Annotated in this window: 12 protein-coding genes; 9 read left to right on the forward strand and 3 right to left on the reverse strand. The window is 70.9% G+C overall.

What is annotated here, in order from left to right:
• Positions 1 to 5 precede the first annotated feature (5 nt).
• Together ACLBXX_RS04275 and ACLBXX_RS04280 are read right to left on the reverse strand one after the other, a co-directional pair.
• On the reverse strand, positions 6 to 974 hold the full coding sequence (locus ACLBXX_RS04275; RefSeq protein ID WP_447656971.1) for an acetylxylan esterase: 969 nt from the start codon (positions 972 to 974) through the stop codon (positions 6 to 8).
• A gap of 161 nt (positions 975 to 1,135) precedes the next feature.
• The gene (locus ACLBXX_RS04280) at positions 1,136 to 1,588 is read right to left on the reverse strand and encodes a GNAT family N-acetyltransferase (RefSeq protein WP_375871394.1); all 453 of its coding nucleotides are present in this window, start codon (positions 1,586 to 1,588) and stop codon (positions 1,136 to 1,138) included.
• A gap of 146 nt (positions 1,589 to 1,734) precedes the next feature.
• On the opposite strand from ACLBXX_RS04280, the gene ACLBXX_RS04285 reads away from it, so the two are divergent.
• From ACLBXX_RS04285 to ACLBXX_RS04295, 3 genes are all read left to right on the forward strand, one after another.
• Entirely contained in the window at positions 1,735 to 3,948 is a 2,214-nt protein-coding gene (locus tag ACLBXX_RS04285; RefSeq protein ID WP_447656972.1) for an NADP-dependent isocitrate dehydrogenase, read from the forward strand.
• A 138-nt stretch (positions 3,949 to 4,086) separates the two neighbouring features.
• On the forward strand, positions 4,087 to 7,002 hold the full coding sequence (locus ACLBXX_RS04290; RefSeq protein WP_447656973.1) for an MMPL family transporter: 2,916 nt from the start codon (positions 4,087 to 4,089) through the stop codon (positions 7,000 to 7,002).
• On the forward strand, positions 7,002 to 8,855 hold the full coding sequence (locus ACLBXX_RS04295) for a YhgE/Pip domain-containing protein (protein ID WP_447656974.1): 1,854 nt from the start codon (positions 7,002 to 7,004) through the stop codon (positions 8,853 to 8,855). Before ACLBXX_RS04290 ends, ACLBXX_RS04295 begins: the two co-directional genes overlap by 1 nt.
• Positions 8,856 to 8,861: 6 nt before the next feature.
• On the opposite strand, the gene ACLBXX_RS04300 is transcribed toward ACLBXX_RS04295, so the two are convergent.
• On the reverse strand, positions 8,862 to 10,961 hold the full coding sequence (locus ACLBXX_RS04300) for a L,D-transpeptidase family protein (protein WP_447656975.1): 2,100 nt from the start codon (positions 10,959 to 10,961) through the stop codon (positions 8,862 to 8,864).
• A 219-nt stretch (positions 10,962 to 11,180) separates the two neighbouring features.
• Between ACLBXX_RS04300 and ACLBXX_RS04305 the strand changes: the two genes are divergently transcribed.
• The 6 genes from ACLBXX_RS04305 (at position 11,181) to ACLBXX_RS04330 (ending at position 17,453) form a co-directional block, all read left to right on the forward strand.
• Entirely contained in the window at positions 11,181 to 12,380 is a 1,200-nt protein-coding gene (locus ACLBXX_RS04305) for an ROK family transcriptional regulator (RefSeq protein ID WP_082497112.1), read from the forward strand.
• A gap of 136 nt (positions 12,381 to 12,516) precedes the next feature.
• A complete protein-coding gene (locus ACLBXX_RS04310; RefSeq protein WP_447656976.1) occupies positions 12,517 to 13,791 on the forward strand; it encodes an extracellular solute-binding protein in 1,275 nt (424 codons plus the stop codon).
• A gap of 88 nt (positions 13,792 to 13,879) precedes the next feature.
• Complete coding sequence (locus tag ACLBXX_RS04315; protein ID WP_447656977.1) at positions 13,880 to 14,845, forward strand: carbohydrate ABC transporter permease; 966 nt, start codon at positions 13,880 to 13,882, stop codon at positions 14,843 to 14,845.
• Positions 14,842 to 15,684: a carbohydrate ABC transporter permease gene (locus ACLBXX_RS04320; RefSeq protein ID WP_447656978.1), complete on the forward strand. Its 843-nt coding sequence runs from the start codon at positions 14,842 to 14,844 to the stop codon at positions 15,682 to 15,684. Before ACLBXX_RS04315 ends, ACLBXX_RS04320 begins: the two co-directional genes overlap by 4 nt.
• A 43-nt stretch (positions 15,685 to 15,727) precedes the next feature.
• Positions 15,728 to 16,681, forward strand: a complete 954-nt coding sequence (locus ACLBXX_RS04325) for an ROK family protein (RefSeq protein ID WP_447656979.1) — start codon at positions 15,728 to 15,730, stop codon at positions 16,679 to 16,681.
• Positions 16,674 to 17,453 carry a glucosamine-6-phosphate deaminase gene (locus tag ACLBXX_RS04330; protein ID WP_447656980.1) on the forward strand — a complete coding sequence of 260 codons (780 nt, stop codon included), beginning with the start codon at positions 16,674 to 16,676 and terminating at the stop codon, positions 17,451 to 17,453. The genes ACLBXX_RS04325 and ACLBXX_RS04330 overlap by 8 nt, the downstream gene beginning before the upstream one ends.
• Positions 17,454 to 17,461: the final 8 nt, after the last annotated feature.

The following is a 17,461-nucleotide window of genomic DNA, read 5'->3' on the forward strand; positions in this document are numbered from 1 at the left end:
TCAGGTCAGGTCAGGTCGGCGAGGAAGCGGGCCTGCTTCGGGAACTGGAACGCCTGACCGCCTTCGTGGCCGTTGTGCGTGTAGACCTCGATCTGCTTCGCCGGGTTCGTGTGGCGGTTGTACGCCGCGTACACGGTCGACGGCGGGCAGATGGTGTCCATGAGGGCGACGGAGTACAGGGCCGCAGCATCCGCTCGCTTCGCCATGTTCACGCCGTCGAAGTACGACAGCGTCTCGAACACGCGCTCGTCGCGACCGCGATGCACGGCGAGGTACCGCACGACCTCCTGGTAGGGGTCGTCGCCGGTGAGGCCGACGGCGCGCTCGAAGTGGCAGAGGAACGGGACGTCGGGCATGACCGCGACGAGTCCGTCCGACAGTCCCGCCGCGGCGATGGCGATGCCGCCGCCCTGGCTCGCGCCGCACACGGCGATGCGGCCGGCGTCGATCTGCGGGAGCGTGCGCACGGCGTCGACGGCGCGCACCGCATCCGTGAAGACCCGGCGGTAGTAGTAGGTCTCGGGATCCTCGATGCCTCGGGTCATGAAACCCGATGACGAGGGACCGGTGCCGTGCGGGTCGAGGGTGTCGCCGCCCGAGCCCCACATCGAGCCCTGGCCGCGCGTGTCCATGAAGAGATGGGCGTAGCCGGCGGCGGCCCAGCCGAGGCGCTCGCCGGCGAGCCCGCGGCCGCCTCCGTAGCCTTGGTACTCGACCACCGTCGGGAGCGGTCCGTCGGCACCGGCCGGGAGCGTCAGCCACGCCTTCACCGGGTCGCCGCCGAAGCCGGGGAACGTCACGTCGAAGATGTCGACCAGCGTGTACGGCGTCTCGAGGCGCACGACGTCGGGGGAGGCATCCCACTGCCGCGACTGCGCGAGCGTGTCGGCCCAGAAGGCGTCGAAGTCGGCGGGTTCGCGGACGTCGGGGGCGTAGTCCGCGAGCTCAGCGGGGGACAGATCGAATCTCGGCACGCGCTCACCCTAGCGCGTCGCGCGGAAGCGTTTCGACGGTATGGAACGAGAAGGCGACGGGGTCTCGATGGGGGAGGGGTATTCGAGGCCCCGCCGCCGGTCTCTGTGCGCCCGACGGGCGCTGTGTGGGGAAGTCTTCGGGTCGATCGTGCGGCTCTGCGTCAGAGACGGATCTCTGCGATGACTTCACCGTACTCGGTCTCGCCGACCGGTGTGAAGCCCACACGCTCGAAGAATGCCTGCGGACCGCCTTCGCCGGCCTCGTAGATGACGTTCACGTGGTCCATCCCGCGGTTGCGCGCCTCTTCGAGAAGGCCCGCGACGGCGAAGCGGCCGACGCCGCGGCCCTGGTCGTCGGCGTCCACGTTGATGCGCCACAGCACCGAGCGGAAGTGCTCCTGCGGGTCGTCGAGGTCGAAGTTGCCGCTGACGAACGCGACGACCTCCTCGCCGTCGACCACCACGCGCTGCCAGGTGGTCTGCGGGTTCACGACGGTCGCCGCGATGCCGTAGCTCACCGGCGACAGGAACTCCTCCTGGCCGGGCTTGAGCGACATATTGTTGACCGCCACGATGGTCGTGGCGGACAGTTCGACGAGTCGCAGTTCAGCCATGGACCACAGGCTAGCCCCCATGGCGGCATCCGGCATCGTCCGGAAGTCGGGTTAACACGGTGTTCATACGCCGAAGTATCTTGACGTCGAGATATCTCGGCCGCTTGCGATAGGCTGAACGCCGACCCGCAAGAAGGACGTGACTGGTGACCGACTCGACCATCATCTACACCTACACCGACGAGGCACCGGCCCTCGCGACCGCATCGTTCCTGCCGATCGTGCAGGCCGTGACCCGCCAGGCGGGAGTGGACGTCGAGACGCGCGACATCTCGCTCGCGGGGCGCATCCTCGCGGCGTTCCCGCAGAACCTCACCCCCGAGCAGCAGGTGGGCGACGCGCTCGCGGAGCTCGGCGGCCTCGCGACGCTCCCCGAGGCCAACATCATCAAGCTGCCGAACATCTCGGCCTCGATCCCGCAGCTGAAGGCCGCGATCGCCGAGCTGCAGTCGCAGGGCTACGACATCCCGGACTACCCGGACGAGGCGCAGTCGCTCGAAGACAAGGACGTGCGCGCCCGCTACGACCGCATCAAGGGCTCGGCCGTGAACCCCGTCCTCCGCGAGGGCAACAGCGACCGCCGTGCGCCGCTGTCGGTGAAGAACTACGCGCGCAAGCACCCGCACCGCAACAAGGCCTTCGGCGAGGGCTCGAAGACCCGCGTCGCGACGCTCGGCCACGACGACTTCAAGTCGAACGAGAAGACCGCGGTCATCCCCGCCGACGACGTGCTCTCGGTCCGCTTCGTCGCGGCCGACGGCACCACCACCGAGCTCAAGACCGGCATCAAGGTGCTTCCCGGCGAGATCGTCGACGGCACGTTCCTGTCGGCGGCCGCGCTCGACGCGTTCCTCGCCGAGACGCTCGAAACGGCCAAGGCGGAGGACGTCCTCTACTCGGTGCACCTCAAGGCCACGATGATGAAGGTCAGCGACCCGATCATCTTCGGCCACGTGGTGAAGGCCTACTACGCCGACGTCTTCGACCGTTTCGGCGACAAGATCGCCGAGGCCGGCCTCACCCCGAACGACGGCCTGGGTGCGATCCTCGCGGGTCTTGCGAACGTCGAGGGCGGCGACGAGATCGCCGCCGCGTTCGCCGCGGCGACCGACAGCCCGCGCCTGTCGTACGTCAACTCCGACAAGGGCATCACGAACCTCCACGTGCCGTCCGACGTCATCGTCGACGCGTCGATGCCCGCGCTCGTCCGCAACGGCGGCAAGCTGTGGGGCGCCGACGGCGGAGAAGCCGACACGCTGGCCGTCATCCCCGACTCGTCGTACGCGGGCGTCTACCAGACCGTGATCGACGACGTCATCGCGCACGGCCCGCTCGATCCGGCGACGATCGGCACCGTCCCGAACGTGGGCCTCATGGCGCAGGCCGCCGAGGAGTACGGCAGCCACGACAAGACGTTCGAGCTCGCCGCCGCCGGAACCGTCCAGGTCGTGAACCAGGCCGGCGACGTGCTGCTCGCGCACGACGTCGCCCCGGGCGACATCTGGCGCGCGACGCAGACGAAGGACGTCGCGATCCGCGACTGGGTCAAGCTCGCGGTCACGCGCGCCCGCGCCACCGGTGCCCCCGCCGTGTTCTGGCTCGATGAGAACCGCTCACACGACGCGGCGCTCATCGCCAAGGTCAAGACGTACCTCGCCGACCACGACACCGACGGCCTCACGATCGAGATCCTCGCGCCCGCCGCGGCGACCCAGTACTCGCTCGACCGCCTGCGCAAGGGCGAAGACACCATCTCGGTGACCGGCAACGTGCTGCGCGACTACCTCACCGACCTGTTCCCGATCCTCGAGGTCGGCACCAGCGCCAAGATGCTGTCGATCGTCCCGCTCCTCGCGGGCGGCGGCCTCTTCGAGACGGGCGCGGGCGGCTCGGCCCCCAAGCACGTGCAGCAGCTCCTCGCCGAGGACTACCTGCGCTGGGACTCGCTCGGCGAGTTCTTCGCGCTCGCCGCGTCGCTCGAGCACCTCGCCGACTTCACCGGCAACGCCAAGGCACGTGTCCTCGCCGACACGCTGGATGCCGCGACCGGCACCTTCCTCGAGAACGACAAGTCGCCCGGCCGCGCGCTCGGCACGATCGACAACCGCGGCAGCCACTTCTACCTCGCCCTCTACTGGACGCAGGAGCTCGCGAAGCAGCAGGCCGACGCCGACCTCGCGGCGGCCTTCGCCCCTGTGGCAGAGGCGCTCGCCGCGAACGAGCAGAAGATCGTCGACGAGCTCCTCGCGGTGCAGGGCTCGGCCGTCGAGATCGGCGGCTACTACCGCCCCGACGCCGAGCTGGTCACCGGTGTCATGCGTCCGTCGCAGACCTTCAACGAGGTCATCGACGCACTCTGACGACGGAGATACGGAAGGACGGATGCCTCGGCATCCGTCCTTCCGTCGTCTCCGGGGCTGTTGATCCCGAGGTCGCGCAGTCCTACCCTGGGGGGCGCCACCGCCGCTGGGGAGGGGCGGCCCTTCCGAGGGGGGACGATGTCGTCTGCGCTCTACACGCTCGGGCGCTGGGCCTTCCGCGCGCGCGGCCTCGTGCTGGGCGTGTGGATCGCGGTGCTCATGGCACTGTTCGCGGGGGCCGCGCTGCTCGGCACGGGCACCGACAACACGTACACGATCCCGGGCACCGAGTCCCAGGAGGCGCTGGATGCGCTGGGCCGCACGTTCCCCCAGGTGAGCGGAGGATCGGCGCAGCTGATCGCCGTCGCGCCGCCGGGTGGATCGGCGACCGATCCTGACTTCGAGGCTGCGGTCGAGGCATCCGTCGATGCGATCGCCCAGATCCCGCAGGTGTCGTCGGCGACCTCGCCGTACGGCCAGGCGTCGTCGGCGAACATCAGCGCCGACGGCGACGCCGTGCTGGTGCCGATCCAGCTGACCGTGAGCGGCACCGCCGTGCACGCCTCGACCGGCGAGGCGCTGCAGGATGCGGGCGCGGCGCTGCAGGACGCCCTGCCCCCGGGCTCCGAGGTGTCGGTCGGCGGGCAGCTCTTCTCGCAGAGCACGACGGGCATCAGCATCACCGAGCTCATCGGCATCGGCGTCGCGTTCGTGGTGCTGGTGTTCACCTTCGCCTCACTGGTGGCCGCCGGGCTGCCGCTCGTCACGGCGATCGTCGGCGTCGGGGCGTCGCTCTCGATCGTGCTCATCGCGACGCGGTTCACGACGATCACCTCGACCACTCCGCTGCTCGCCCTCATGCTGGGACTCGCCGTCGGCATCGACTACGCACTGTTCGTGCTCGCGCGACATCAGGACCAGCTCAAGGAGGGCGTCGAGCCGGAAGAGGCGGCGGCCCGAGCGATCGCGACGTCGGGGTCGGCGGTGGTGTTCGCGGCGCTCACGGTGATCATCGCGCTCCTCGGGCTCGTGGTCGCGGGCATCCCGTTCCTCACGACCATGGGCGTCGCCGCGGCCGTCGCGGTCGCCCTGGCCGTGCTGGTCTCGCTCACGCTGACGCCCGCGCTGCTGGGGTTCGCGAAATGGCGCGTCGTGTCGCGACGCTACCGTCCCGCGCGGCACACGGACGCTGCGGACGTCGTCGACGCGGAGTCCGTCGATGCGGTCGACGATGACGGGCAGCGGCCTGCGCTCGACGACGCCGAGGTGGAGCTCATCGATCCGGCCGAGGCGGAGGCGGACGCGGAAGGGGCGACGGATGCTGCCGCTGCGGGTGATGCGACCGACCCGGACGGCGCGGACTCGGCGCCGACCCCGCGGGCGCCGGGCGGCTTCTTCCGCGGCTGGGTGCGCACCGTCACGCGATGGCCGCTCGTGACGGTGGTGCTGATCGTCGGTCTGCTCGCCTTCGCGGCCCTCCCCGCCGCGCACCTGCGTCTCGCTCTGCCCGACGCGGGATCGATGGAGGAGGGCGAGCCGGGCCGCGTGGCCTACGACCTCATCGCCGAACACTTCGGTCCCGGATACAACGGCCCGCTGCTGGTGACGGGATCGGTGATCGAGAGTACGGATCCGGTCGGGCTGATGGACGACCTCGGCGCCGAGATCGCGACGGTCGACGGCGTGGCCTCGGTGCCGCTCACGACGCCGAACGAGAACGGCGACACCGGCATCGTGCAGGTGATCCCCGAGGGAGGGCCGGACTCGGTCGCCACGGCGGACCTCGTCGCGACGCTGCGCGGCATGCACGACCACTTCGAGACCGAGTACGGCGTGGATCTCTCGGTGACGGGATACACGGCGGCCGGCATCGACATCTCGGAGAGACTGGGCGGCGCGCTGCTGCCGTTCGGCATCCTGGTCGTGGGGCTCTCGCTCGTGCTCCTCGCGATGGTGTTCCGCTCCATCGTCGTGCCGATCACCGCGGCGCTCGGCTACGTGCTGTCGATCGGCGCGGCGTTCGGCCTCACGACGCTGGTCTTCGTCGACGGGGTCTTCGCCGACGCCCTGAACGTCGCATCGGTGGGGACGGTCATCAGCTTCATGCCGATCATCCTCATGGGCGTGCTCTTCGGGCTCGCGATGGACTACGAGGTGTTCCTCGTCAGCCGGATGCGCGAGGACTACGTGCACCACGGCGAGCCGGTGCGTGCCGTGCATGACGGGTTCGCAGCATCCGCTCGCGTCGTCACCGCGGCCGCGACCATCATGTTCGCGGTGTTCGTCGCGTTCGTTCCCGAAGGCGACGCCAATATCCAGCCGATCGCCTTCGGGCTCGCCGTCGGCGTCGTCATCGACGCGTTCCTCGTGCGCATGACGCTCATCCCGGCGGTGCTCGTGCTGTTCGGGCACCACGCGTGGTGGATGCCGGCGTGGCTGGACCGCCTGCTGCCGTCATTCGACGTCGAGGGGGAGGGGCTCGCTGAGGAGCTCGCCCTCGCCGACTGGCCCGATCGCGACCTCGCGCTGGCGGCCGAGGGCGCGCGCGTGCACGACCACCGGTGCACGCTGGACGCGGAGCTCGCGCCCGGCGGCATCCTCGTGATCGAAGGGGCGGATGCTGCGGAGCGGCGCGCGATGCTCGCCGCGCTGTGCGGGCGGACCGAACTCGCCGCAGGACGCGTCAGGGTGGCCGGGTTCGTGCTGCCGGCCCGCACCGCCACGGTGCGCGCGCGGACGTCGTACTGGCGCGTGCCCCCGGACGCCGGAGGCCTCGATGTGGCGCTCGACTCGGGGCCGGCGCTCGTGTTCGTCGACGGGCTCGACGACGTTGGCTCCCCGTCGGCGCTGCGGCGCGTGCACGGGGAGCTGACGGCGGCGCGCGCCGCCGATCCCGCGCTGGCGCTGGTGGTCGCCGCACGCGACACCATCGACGTCGAGCCGGCGCTGCCCGCCGACGCGGCGCCCGTCGTCGTGCGGCTCGCAGGCGGCGACCGCGAACGTGCGCTCGTCGCGGCGGGCGGTGCCACCGCGGCTCCGGCGGGGCCGGACTGATGGCCGCGTTCAGCGCGACCTCGGGGTCGCCGCGGCTCGGCCGCCTGGCGGTGATCGGTCTCATCATCGTGCCGCTCCTGATCGGAGGGATCCTGGCGTGGGCACTCGCGGCGCCCACGGCGCACCCGGAGCGGCTCACCGCCGCGATCGTGAACGACGACACGCCCGTCACCGTCGACGGCCAGTCCGTGCCGCTCGGGCGGCAATTCGCCGCAGGACTGATGGCCGCTCAGGAGCCTGCGCAGCCCGGAGTCGACACCACGGACGACCCGCCGCCGAGTCTCGACTGGGTGCTCACGAACGACGAGGACGCCGCCGAGGGGCTCGCAGCCGGGCGGTACGTGGCCGTCGTGCGGATCCCCCCGACCTTCTCGGCCGATGCCACCTCGATCTCGGGACCGGGTGCACAGGCGCGGCAGGCGGTTGTGGAGGTGCGCACGACCCCGGCGTCCGCCTGGCTCGACCCCGCGCTGACCGGCGCGGTGACGCAGGCTGCGACTGCGGCCCTCGGCCGGGAGCTCACGGGCCGCTACCTCAAGCAGGTCTACGCCGGGTTCAACACGATCGCCGACCAGATCGGCCAGGCGGCCGCAGGGGCGGATCAGGTCGCTGCCGGGGCAGCCTCGGCGGCGACGGGAGCGGCCGACCTGTCGAGCGGGGCGAGCGCGCTGTCGTCAGGGCTCGCTTCGCTGAGCGCGGGAGCTGCGGGCCTGGCCTCGGGGCTGGCGCAGCTCGACGCCTCAGCCCGACCGCTGCCGGGGGCGGCGGCCGACGTCGCCGCCGGGGCGAACCGGGTCGCCGGTTCGCTGGACCAGGCGCTGCGACAGGCGGATGCCGCGACCCTCGCCTTCGCGGAGGTCGTCGCCGAACTGTGCGGGCTCCCCGGACCGGGAACGCTATGCGATCGCGCCACGCAGGCGCTCCGGCAGCTCGAGGCCGCCGACGCGGGGCTGCGCGACCTCACGACCGGCGCGCGCCGCGTCGCCGTCGGCAATGACGCGCTCGCCGCCGCGCTGCCGAGGGTTATGGACGGCATCGACAGCGCGGCGACGGGCGCCGGCCAGGTGTCGGCCGGTGCCGCCTCGTCCAGCGCAGGCGGCGGCGAGGTGGCCTCCGGTGCCGCACAGCTCGCCGCGGGTACCGCACAGGTCGACGCCGGCGCCGCCGAGCTGTCGTCGGGGCTGGACTCCGCGTCGACCCAGCTCCCCACCTACACCGACGACGACATCGACACGCTGTCGAAAGTCGTCGCGCAGCCCGTCGTGGTCGATCAGACGACGCCGGCCACCGGCATCCAATCCGTTCCGCTCTTCACGATGATCGCGCTGTGGCTCGGCGCCCTCGTCACGGCGATCGCGGTGCAGTCCGTGCCGACCGCGCGTCTGCTGAGCGGAAGGGGCTCGGTCGCCATCACCCTGCGCGCCGTCGTGCCGACGGTGGCGATCTGCGCCGCGCAGGGCGTCGTCGTCGGTGCCGCCGTGCTCACGTCGGTGGGCGTGAACCCGCTCGAGTGGATCGCGTTCGTGGGATCGGCGATGCTCTGCGGCGCGGTCTTCGGTCTCGCGAATCAGGGACTGGCGGCCGCGTTCGGCGCCACCGGCCGTATCGCCGCCGCGCTGATCGCGATCGTGGCGCTCGCGGCGGGGCTCGCAGGAACGGTTCCGCCGGTCATCTCGCAGCTCGCGGCGGCGCTGCCGACCGCGGCCGCGACAGCGCTCCTGCGGGCCGCGCTCACCGCCGACGCGGCCGGGGTCGTCCCCGCGATCATCGGGCTGGGCCTCACGGCCGTCGCGGGGCTCGGTCTCGTGATCGCCGGGGTCGCCGGACGGCGGCGGGTCAGCGTGCAGGCGTGACCGAGATCAGGCGTGGACCCAGACCTCGGTGCCGCGCGCCGTCCAGTCGTAGACGAACTTCGCGTCGTCGTTCCACATGTTCACGCAGCCGTGGCTCTGCGGAAAGCCGAGGCGGCTGCGGAAGTTCGAAGCGCCGTGGAACGCGATGTCGGGTGCGAACCAGGTGATCCACGGCACGTCCTTCGTGCAGTAGCTGTTCACCGCGGCCGGGTTGTAGCACAGCGCGCCCATGTCCTGGACGCGGGTGAAGGCGTTCACGGTGAAGTGCCCGGTGGGCGTCGGCGTGCCGGAGAGCCCCGACGAGATCGTGTACGAGGCGACCACGTTGCCGTTCTCGAAGAGGGTCGCCGTCTGGCTGGACAGGTCGACCTCGACGGTGCGGGCGAACGTGGAGACGACGGGCGCGACCTCGGTCACGGGCGTCTCGAACACGGCGTTGCCGGTGGCCAGCTGCGTGGCGAAGTCGGAGGCGAAGTTCGAGGTGTCGCCGACCTCGCGCCCCGAGATCCCGGGCGCCTCCTCGCGGAGGACCTTGCCGGCCGAGTTGGTGATGACGGCGCCGTTCTCGGCCGGCCGATTGACCGCGGCGGGGAGACCGTCCACCGCGGCCTGGATCGCGGCCTTGTCGGCGGTGATGTCGTACGCGGCGCTCTCGGGGTCGGGTGCGACGGTCAGCCAGCCTGCCAGCGTCGCGCGGTCGATCGGCACCGTGCGCTCTTCGCCGACATAGAAGCCGGCCGTGTCGAGCATGCCGTTCAGCTGCGCGACGGTCGCGTCGGCGGTCTCGGTCGAGATGTCGGCGGGAACCTCGGATGAGACCGGGTCGAGCTGCACGCGCGTCTCTCCGGCCTCGAAGGCCGCCTGGATGGCGCCCTGGACGGCGGCCACGTCGATCCCCACGCCGGCGACGGCCGGCGTGGAGACGTACGACGCGGTGGCCGCGTCGAACGCGAGCGTCGCGTCGGTCGGGTCGGTGTAGAGCTGCGGCGCGATCTCACGGAGGGCCGCGGTGGCGGCGGCCGGGTCGAGCTCGATCTCGGCATCGGTCGCTGCGAACCACGCGGTGGGGTTCCACATCGGGTGCTGCGCGAACGCGGCGTCGGCGAGTGCCTTCGCGTCGACCGCGGCGCCCAGTTCGGCGCCGGTGACCTCGGCGTCCTCGCCCGCGCCGGTGAGCACGACCGTCGTCTCGGCCAAGCGCTGCTCGATGGCATCGGCGGCCGCGCCAGGCGTCAGCCACCCGACCGGCACGCCGGCGACCGTGGTGCCGGGCGCGATGAGCACGAGCGACGACACGACGAGGCCGACCACGGCGACGCCGGCGGCTGCGCCGACCCAGATCGCCGTGCGCTTCTTCTTCGGTTTGGGCTCGGCCGGCGCCCACGCGAACGTGGGGGAGCCGTCGGCCGGAGCGGTCTCGGTCGCCGTGGCGACTGCGGTCGCGGGCTCGGCGGAGAGATCTGCGGCCGGCGCGAGCGCAGTCGCGCCGGCAGGGGCGAGCACGGTCGTCGCGACGGCGACGGTCTCGGCATCGGTGTCGGTGGTGACGGATGCCTCGGGCTCGGCCTCCACGGCGGGCTCGGCGTCCTCCGCGGCGGCGGCCTCTTCGAGGGGTTCTGCCTCGTCCACAGGCTCGGCCTCGTCGACGGGTTCTGCCTCGTCCGCGGGCTCGGCCTCGTCGACGGGTTCTGCCTCGTCTGCAGGCTCTGCCTCGTCTGCGGGCTCGTCTGCGGAGGCGTCGTCCTCGGCGGCTACGGGCTCAGACGCCTCGTCGAGCTCGGCCTCGCTCTCGGGTTCGGGCGACTCTTGTGCGTCGTCGACAGCGTCGGCCTCGGCTTCGGGCGCCTCTTCCGCCTCGTCCTCGGCCTCAGGCTCAGACGCCGATTCCCCGTCCGCGTCGTCAGCGGAGGAGTCGTCCGCATCCGCGGGCGCGACGGAGTCGGCCGTCTCGGCATCCGCCGGAGCCTCAGCATCCGTCTCGTTCTCGGCATTCGATTCCGTGGTGTCCGCCGCTGCCGACTGCTCGTCCTCGACGGCCTGCTCGGCCTGGACGGCGTCATCCCCTGACGCCTTCCCTGCCTGCGACTCGGTCGCCAGATTCGTCACGCCACACCCCCGACTGTGATCAACGCTTCCCCCCATGGTAGGCGACGCGCCTGCGTGTCGAGGTCACGGGCTGGTCACGCACGAACCGCCGGTCACAGCGGGAAACCCGCGCGGGCGTCGGTAACGATCCGAACACGGTGCATCACGGTTTTGTAAAGCATCCGACCAAATTGGCCCAGGGGCTTGCGAAAAGTTAGTTCGTAAGGTCTACTAACAAACATGCCCAACACGGAAGCGCGGCGCGGCCCTTCCATTATCGACGCGCCGCAGAGCCCCACCACGAATGCCCGTGCATTCGCCCCCGGACGCACGCTCCGCCAGGGTGCGAAGGTCCTGCCCGAGCACGCGCGCGGCCACAACCGCTCGCTGGTGCTCCAGACCCTCTTCCACCAGGGCGCGATGAGCCGCGCCGACCTGTCGCGTGAGACGGGGCTCACCCGGGTCACGATCTCCGACCTCGTCGCCGAGCTCATCGCGGACGGGTTCGTCGCCGAGATGGGGGTTCGTGAGGCCTCGGGTCCCGGCAAGCCCGCGATCCTCGTCGACCTCGATCACGCCGGTCACCGCATCATCGGGCTCGACCTGTCGGGCAGCGACACCTTCATCGGCGCCGTCCTGACCCTCGATGGCGGCATCGTCGCGCGTCGCGAGGTCGCGGTCCCCGCAGCGGACGCTCTCGTCGACACCGTCGTCGAACTCGCCCGCGCGCTCGTCGCCGAGTCTCACGCGCCCGTGCTCGGCGTCGGCGTCGGCACCCCCGGTGTCGTCGACGATCGAGGAGTCATCCTCACGGCACCCAACTTCGGCTGGGCCGGCTTCGACCTGGAGGGCGCGCTGCGCAACGCTCTCGGTGTTCCGGTGCTGGTCGCCAACGACGCCAACGCCGCCGTCCTCGCCGAGTACACGTTCGGCGGCGCTCCCGACGACGTGCTGCTCGTCAAGGTCGGGCGCGGTGTCGGCTCCGGGCTGCTGCTGGCGGGCCAGCCCATGCGCGGCAGCCGCTTCGCCGCGGGCGAGATCGGCCACGTCACCGTCGGCACCGACGGCGGCCCGCAATGCGCGTGCGGCAAGGTCGGATGCCTCGAAGCCTGGCTCTCGGTCCCGTCGCTGACCTCGCGACTGAACGCGGCGGCCGATCCCGCCGCCCACGAGGGCATCCTCCGCGACGCGGGGGAGCGGCTCGGCATCGCTCTGGCCCCCGTGGTGGGCGCGCTCGACGTGTCGGAGATCGTCCTCTCCGGCCCCCCTGAACTCCTCGGCGGCTCCCTTGCGGAGCAGACCGTCGAGACACTCCGCGCGCGCACGCTCGCGCCGTCCGTCGACGAAGGCGTGCGAGTGCGGATGACGGAGCAAGGCCAGGACATCGTCCTGCGCGGCGCGGCCGTCATGGTCCTGTCCGGACAACTCGGGGTGTCCTGACACAGCGCGATTCCCCGGGGGATCCCCCCGGATCCCGAAACAACACGGAGCGCTCCCCGCGGAGCATCCGATCCCCGGATGGGTCACCCGGCCCGATCCGAAACACCAAGAGAACACCGAAAACGAAGGAAACACCATGAAGAAGACGCTTGGAGCTGTGGCGCTCATCGGCGCCTCGGCACTGGTGCTCGCCGGCTGCGCCGGCGGCAGCGGCAACGGCGGCGGCTCGTCGTCCGAGGAGGGCGCCGAGATCCGTGTGTGGCTCGTCGGCACCGACACGCCGCAGGACGCTCGCGACTACCTGAAGAAGACCTTCGAGGACGAGAACCCCGGGTCGACGCTGGTCATCGAGGAGCAGCAGTGGACCGGCCTCGTCGACAAGCTCACCACGAGCCTGTCGTCGAACGACAGCCCCGACATCGTCGAGATGGGCAACACGCAGGCCCCGGCGTTCACCTCGAGCGGCGCCCTCCTGAGCCTCGCCGACATCGAGGGCGACCTCGGCGGCGACGACCTCCTCCCCGGCTTCGTCCAGGCCGGCAGCTGGGACGGCACCCTGTACGCCGCGCCGTACTACTCGGGCGCCCGCGTCGTCTTCTACAACACGGCGATGTACGAGCAGGCGGGCGTCGCGGTGCCGACCACGCTCGACGAGTACGTCTCGAACGGCGTCACCCTCGCGGGCGCGCTGCCGGGCGTCTCGGGCGTCTACTTCCCGGGCAAGGACTGGTACAACGCGCTGCCCTTCATCTGGGAGAACGGCGGCGAGATCGCCGTGCAGGACGGCGACGAGTGGGACGCGCAGCTGTCGAGCGATGAGTCGCTCGCGGGCCTCGCGCAGGTCCAGGAGCTCATGACCAAGGCTTCGCTCGCCCCGAAGGACGGCGACGAGACCGAAGGCTGGGTGCCCTTCCGCACCGAGCAGTCGGCCACCTACTCGGCTCCGAGCTGGGCCTACTGGTCGATCGTCGCCGACGAGGACAAGCAGCCGACGGCCGTCGCCGACACCACCGGCTACTACGCGCTCCCGGGCATGGAGGGCGGCACCGCCCAGGTGTTCGCGGGCGGCTCGAACGTCGGCATCGCCGCGAAGTCGAAGAACCCCGACCTCGCCAAGAGCGCGCTCGAGATCATGCTGAGCGACGAGTACCAGACGATCCTCGCCGAGAACGGCCTCGTTCCCGCGCTCGTCTCGCTCGGTGACAAGGTCGCCGCGGCCACGCCCGAGCTCGCGACCGTCATCGCCGCGGCCGCTGCCAACGCCAAGCTCACCCCGGCTTCGCCGAACTGGGCCGACGTCGAGGCGCAGGGCATCATGCAGGACCTGTTCGTCAACATCGCGAACGGCGGCGACATCAAGGATCTCGCCACCGCAGCCGACGAGCAGATCGAATCGATCCTGAACGGCTGACATCAGTGAACGGGGTGCTCCGTGCCGCGGGGCACCCCGTTCACTGCCCGCACAGGGCTCGACACAATTCTTGAGAGGAGGTTCTGCCATGACGACGATCCCCGCAGAGGCATCGGCTCCGCCCGCCCCGTCACCCGAGTCGCGGCCAGACCCCGAACGGCCGAAGAAGCGCCGGTTCCCATGGGCGCCGCTCGCGCTCCTGACGCCGGCCCTCATCATGCTCGTCGTCTTCATCGGCTGGCCGCTCGTGCAGCTGGTGATCATGTCGTTCCAGAAGTTCGGCCGCGCACAGATCTTCGGTGCGCCGCCCGAGTTCATCGGGATCGACAACTACATCGCCGTGCTGACCGACCCCGAGTTCTGGGCGGTCCTCGGCCGCAGCGTCGCACTGTGCATCGTGAGCGTCGTCGCCACGATGCTCCTCGGCGTCGCGATCGCCGTGATGATGACGAAGCTCGGCGCCGTGATGCGCACCGCGGTCTCGGTCTCGCTCCTGCTCGCGTGGGCGATGCCCGCCCTCACCGCGACGATCGTCTGGGGCTGGATCTTCGACACGCAGTACGGCCTCGTGAACTACGTGCTCACGCAGATCACGGGCGAGAACTGGATCGGCCACAGCTGGCTGATCGACCCTACGAGCTTCTACGCCGTGGCCGCGATCATCATCACGTGGGGCGCGATCCCGTTCGTCGCCTTCAGCACGTACGCCGCGCTCTCGCAGGTGCCCGACGAGGTGCTCGAGGCCGCCTCGCTCGACGGCGCGGGAGGGCTCGCGCGGTTCCGTCTCATCGTCTTCCCCTACCTGCGCTCGATCCTCCTCGTCCTGCTCGTCCTGCAGGTCATCTGGGACCTCCGCGTCTTCGCGCAGATCTACGCGCTGCAGTCGATCGGCGGTGTGCGCGCCGAGACCAACACGATCGGCGTCTACATCTACAGCGTCTCCATGGCGTCGGGCGACCTCGGTGCCGGCGGCGCGATCTCGGTGATCCTCGTCGTCATCCTCCTCGCCATCTCCGGGTACTGGATCCGCACCATGCTCAAGGAGGAATCATGACCGCCCGTCCGCGCCGCGTGATCTCGCGCGTGTTCCTGAACGTCGCGGCCGTCGTCGTCATCGTCGCCTCGCTGTTCCCCGTCTACTGGATGGTGAACACCTCCCTGCTGCCCGCCTCGGCGGTGCGCTCGACGACCCCGCACTGGTGGCCGGACGAGTTCACCCTCGCCAACTACCAGGAAGCCCTGACTGACGACAGCCTCCTCAACGCGCTGTTCAACTCGGTCGCGGTCACCGGCATCACGCTCGTGGTCGCCCTCGGGTTCGCCTTCCTGGGCGCGGTCGCGGTGTCCCGCTACCGCTTCCGCACGCGGACCTCGTTCATCATCGCGATCCTCGTCATCCAGATGATCCCCGCGGAGGCGATGATCGTCTCGGTGTTCCGCGTGCTCGACGGCTGGTACCTGCTGAACTCGATCATCGGGCTGAGCTTCGTCTACATCGCCTTCGTGCTGCCGTTCACCATCTGGACGCTGCGCGGATTCGTCAACGGCGTGCCCGCGGACCTCGAGGAGGCGGCGATGATCGACGGCTGCAGCCGGTCCGGTGCGTTCTGGCGCATCACGTTCCCGCTGCTGGCCCCCGGCCTCATCGCGACCGGCGTGTTCGCCTTCATCCAGGCCTGGAACGAGTTCGTCTTCGCCCTCGTCATCATGACGAGGCCGGAATCGCTGACGCTGCCCATCTGGCTCCGCGCCTTCGTCCAGGCGACGAAGGCCACCGACTGGGCCGTCGTCATGGCCGCGTCCACGATCATGGCCATCCCCGTCATCGTGTTCTTCCTCATCGTCCAGCACCGCATGACGAGCGGTCTTGTCTCCGGGGCGGTCAAGGGCTGATGCGCACGAAGGACCACGCCGCCTCCTACAGGGAGGTCGGCCGATGAAGGTCGGGCTGGACGTCGGCGGGACCAAGACCGACGCCGTCGCGGTGGACGCCGACGGCACGATCGCGGGTCGCCTCCGCCTCCCCACGGGATGGGGGCCGGATGCTGTGGCCCAGACCGTGATCGACGCCGTGCGTGCGCTCGGCACCGAGGCCGGCGTCGACCTCTCGGCCGTGCGCTCGGTCGGGGTCGGCATCCCGGGCCAGATCGAGCCGGGCACCGGCCGCGTCGTGCACGCGGTGAACCTCGGCGTCGACGAGCTCGACCTCGCCGCCGCCGTCGGGCCCCAGCTGGGGGTGCCGGTGCAGGTCGAGAACGACGTCAAGGCCGCCGCCCTCGGAGCGCATGCGCTCCACACGCGGGACGGCCTACCGGCGCCGGGCTCCATGGCGTACCTCAACCTCGGCACCGGCATCGCCGCGGGGATCGTCTCGGACGGCGTCCTCTGGCGGGGCGCCCGCGGCACCGCCGGCGAGGTCGGCCACATCTCGGTCGACCCGAACGGACCCCTGTGCCGCTGCGGCCAGCGCGGCTGCATCGAGGCCTTCGCGGGCGGCGGTGCGATCGCGGAGCGCTGGGCTCAGCGCTCCGCACTGCCGGTGCGCGACGTCTTCGACGCCGCCGATGCGGGCGACCCGTCGGCGCGACAGTTGCGCGCCGGACTCGCCCGCGGTGTGGCCGCCGCGATCCGGGTGCTGGTGCTGACGGCCGACGTCGATATCGTGGTCCTCGGAGGGGGTGTCACGGCTTTGGGAGATCGACTGATGACGGATGTCGCAGCCGAGCTCGCGGCCAGTGCCGAGGCATCCCCGTTCATGCGCTCGCTGCATCTCGCCGACCGGGTCGAGCTGTTGCCGCCGGGTTCCCCGGCCGCCGCACTCGGGGCCGCGCTGGTGGGTGCGGAGGGCGACGCCACACACGACGCAGAGGAAGCACTGGTCCATGGCTGAGATCGTCATCGTCGAAGACAAGGCCGCCGCGGGCGCGCTCGTCGCCGACCACATCGCGGAGCTCGTCCGCTCGAACCCCGAGACGGTACTGGGGCTTGCGACCGGGTCCACGCCGCTGCCCGTCTACGAGGCGCTGCGCTCGCGGCTGGAGGGCGTCGACCTTTCACGCGTGCGCGGGTTCGCGCTCGACGAGTACGTGGGCATCGACCCCGCGCATCCCGAGAGTTACCGCTCGGTGATCACGCGGGAGGTCGTCGAGCCGCTGGGCCTCAACGCCGAGCTCATCCGCACCCCCGACGGCACGCCGGAGGGCATCGAGCACCACGGCGAGGAGTACGACGCGGCCATCCGCGCGGCCGGCGGCATCGACCTGCAGATCCTCGGCATCGGCACCGACGGCCACATCGGCTTCAACGAGCCCGGCTCGTCGTTCTCCTCGATCACCCGCGTGAAGACCCTCACCGAGCAGACGCGTCGCGACAACGCCCGCTTCTTCGACTCGATCGACGACGTGCCCAAGCACTGCATCACGCAGGGCCTCGGCACCATCCTGCGCGCACGCCACCTCGTGCTGCTGGCGTTCGGCGAGGGCAAGGCGGCCGCGGTCGCCGGCGCCGTCGAGGGTCCGCTGTCGGCGTCCCTGCCGGGATCGGCGATCCAGCTCCACCCGCATGCGACGATCGTGGTCGACGAGGCCGCGGCCTCGCAGCTGACCCGCTCCGACTACTACCGCTACGCCTACGACAACAAGCCCGACTGGCAGGGCATCTGACCTTACGC

The organism is Microbacterium sp. C23T, from assembly GCF_053345975.1.

Excerpts from the sequence above, each read along its gene's own strand:
- ACLBXX_RS04280 (WP_375871394.1), bottom strand. The coding sequence starts at position 1,588 with ATGGCTGAACTGCGACTCGTCGAACTGTCCGCCACGACCATCGTGGCG.
- ACLBXX_RS04290 (WP_447656973.1), top strand. The coding sequence starts at position 4,087 with ATGTCGTCTGCGCTCTACACGCTCGGGCGCTGGGCCTTCCGCGCGCGC.
- ACLBXX_RS04295 (WP_447656974.1), top strand. The coding sequence starts at position 7,002 with ATGGCCGCGTTCAGCGCGACCTCGGGGTCGCCGCGGCTCGGCCGCCTG.
- ACLBXX_RS04305 (WP_082497112.1), top strand. The coding sequence starts at position 11,181 with ATGCCCAACACGGAAGCGCGGCGCGGCCCTTCCATTATCGACGCGCCG.
- ACLBXX_RS04310 (WP_447656976.1), top strand. The coding sequence starts at position 12,517 with ATGAAGAAGACGCTTGGAGCTGTGGCGCTCATCGGCGCCTCGGCACTG.
- ACLBXX_RS04315 (WP_447656977.1), top strand. The coding sequence starts at position 13,880 with ATGACGACGATCCCCGCAGAGGCATCGGCTCCGCCCGCCCCGTCACCC.
- ACLBXX_RS04320 (WP_447656978.1), top strand. The coding sequence starts at position 14,842 with ATGACCGCCCGTCCGCGCCGCGTGATCTCGCGCGTGTTCCTGAACGTC.
- ACLBXX_RS04325 (WP_447656979.1), top strand. The coding sequence starts at position 15,728 with ATGAAGGTCGGGCTGGACGTCGGCGGGACCAAGACCGACGCCGTCGCG.
- ACLBXX_RS04330 (WP_447656980.1), top strand. The coding sequence starts at position 16,674 with ATGGCTGAGATCGTCATCGTCGAAGACAAGGCCGCCGCGGGCGCGCTC.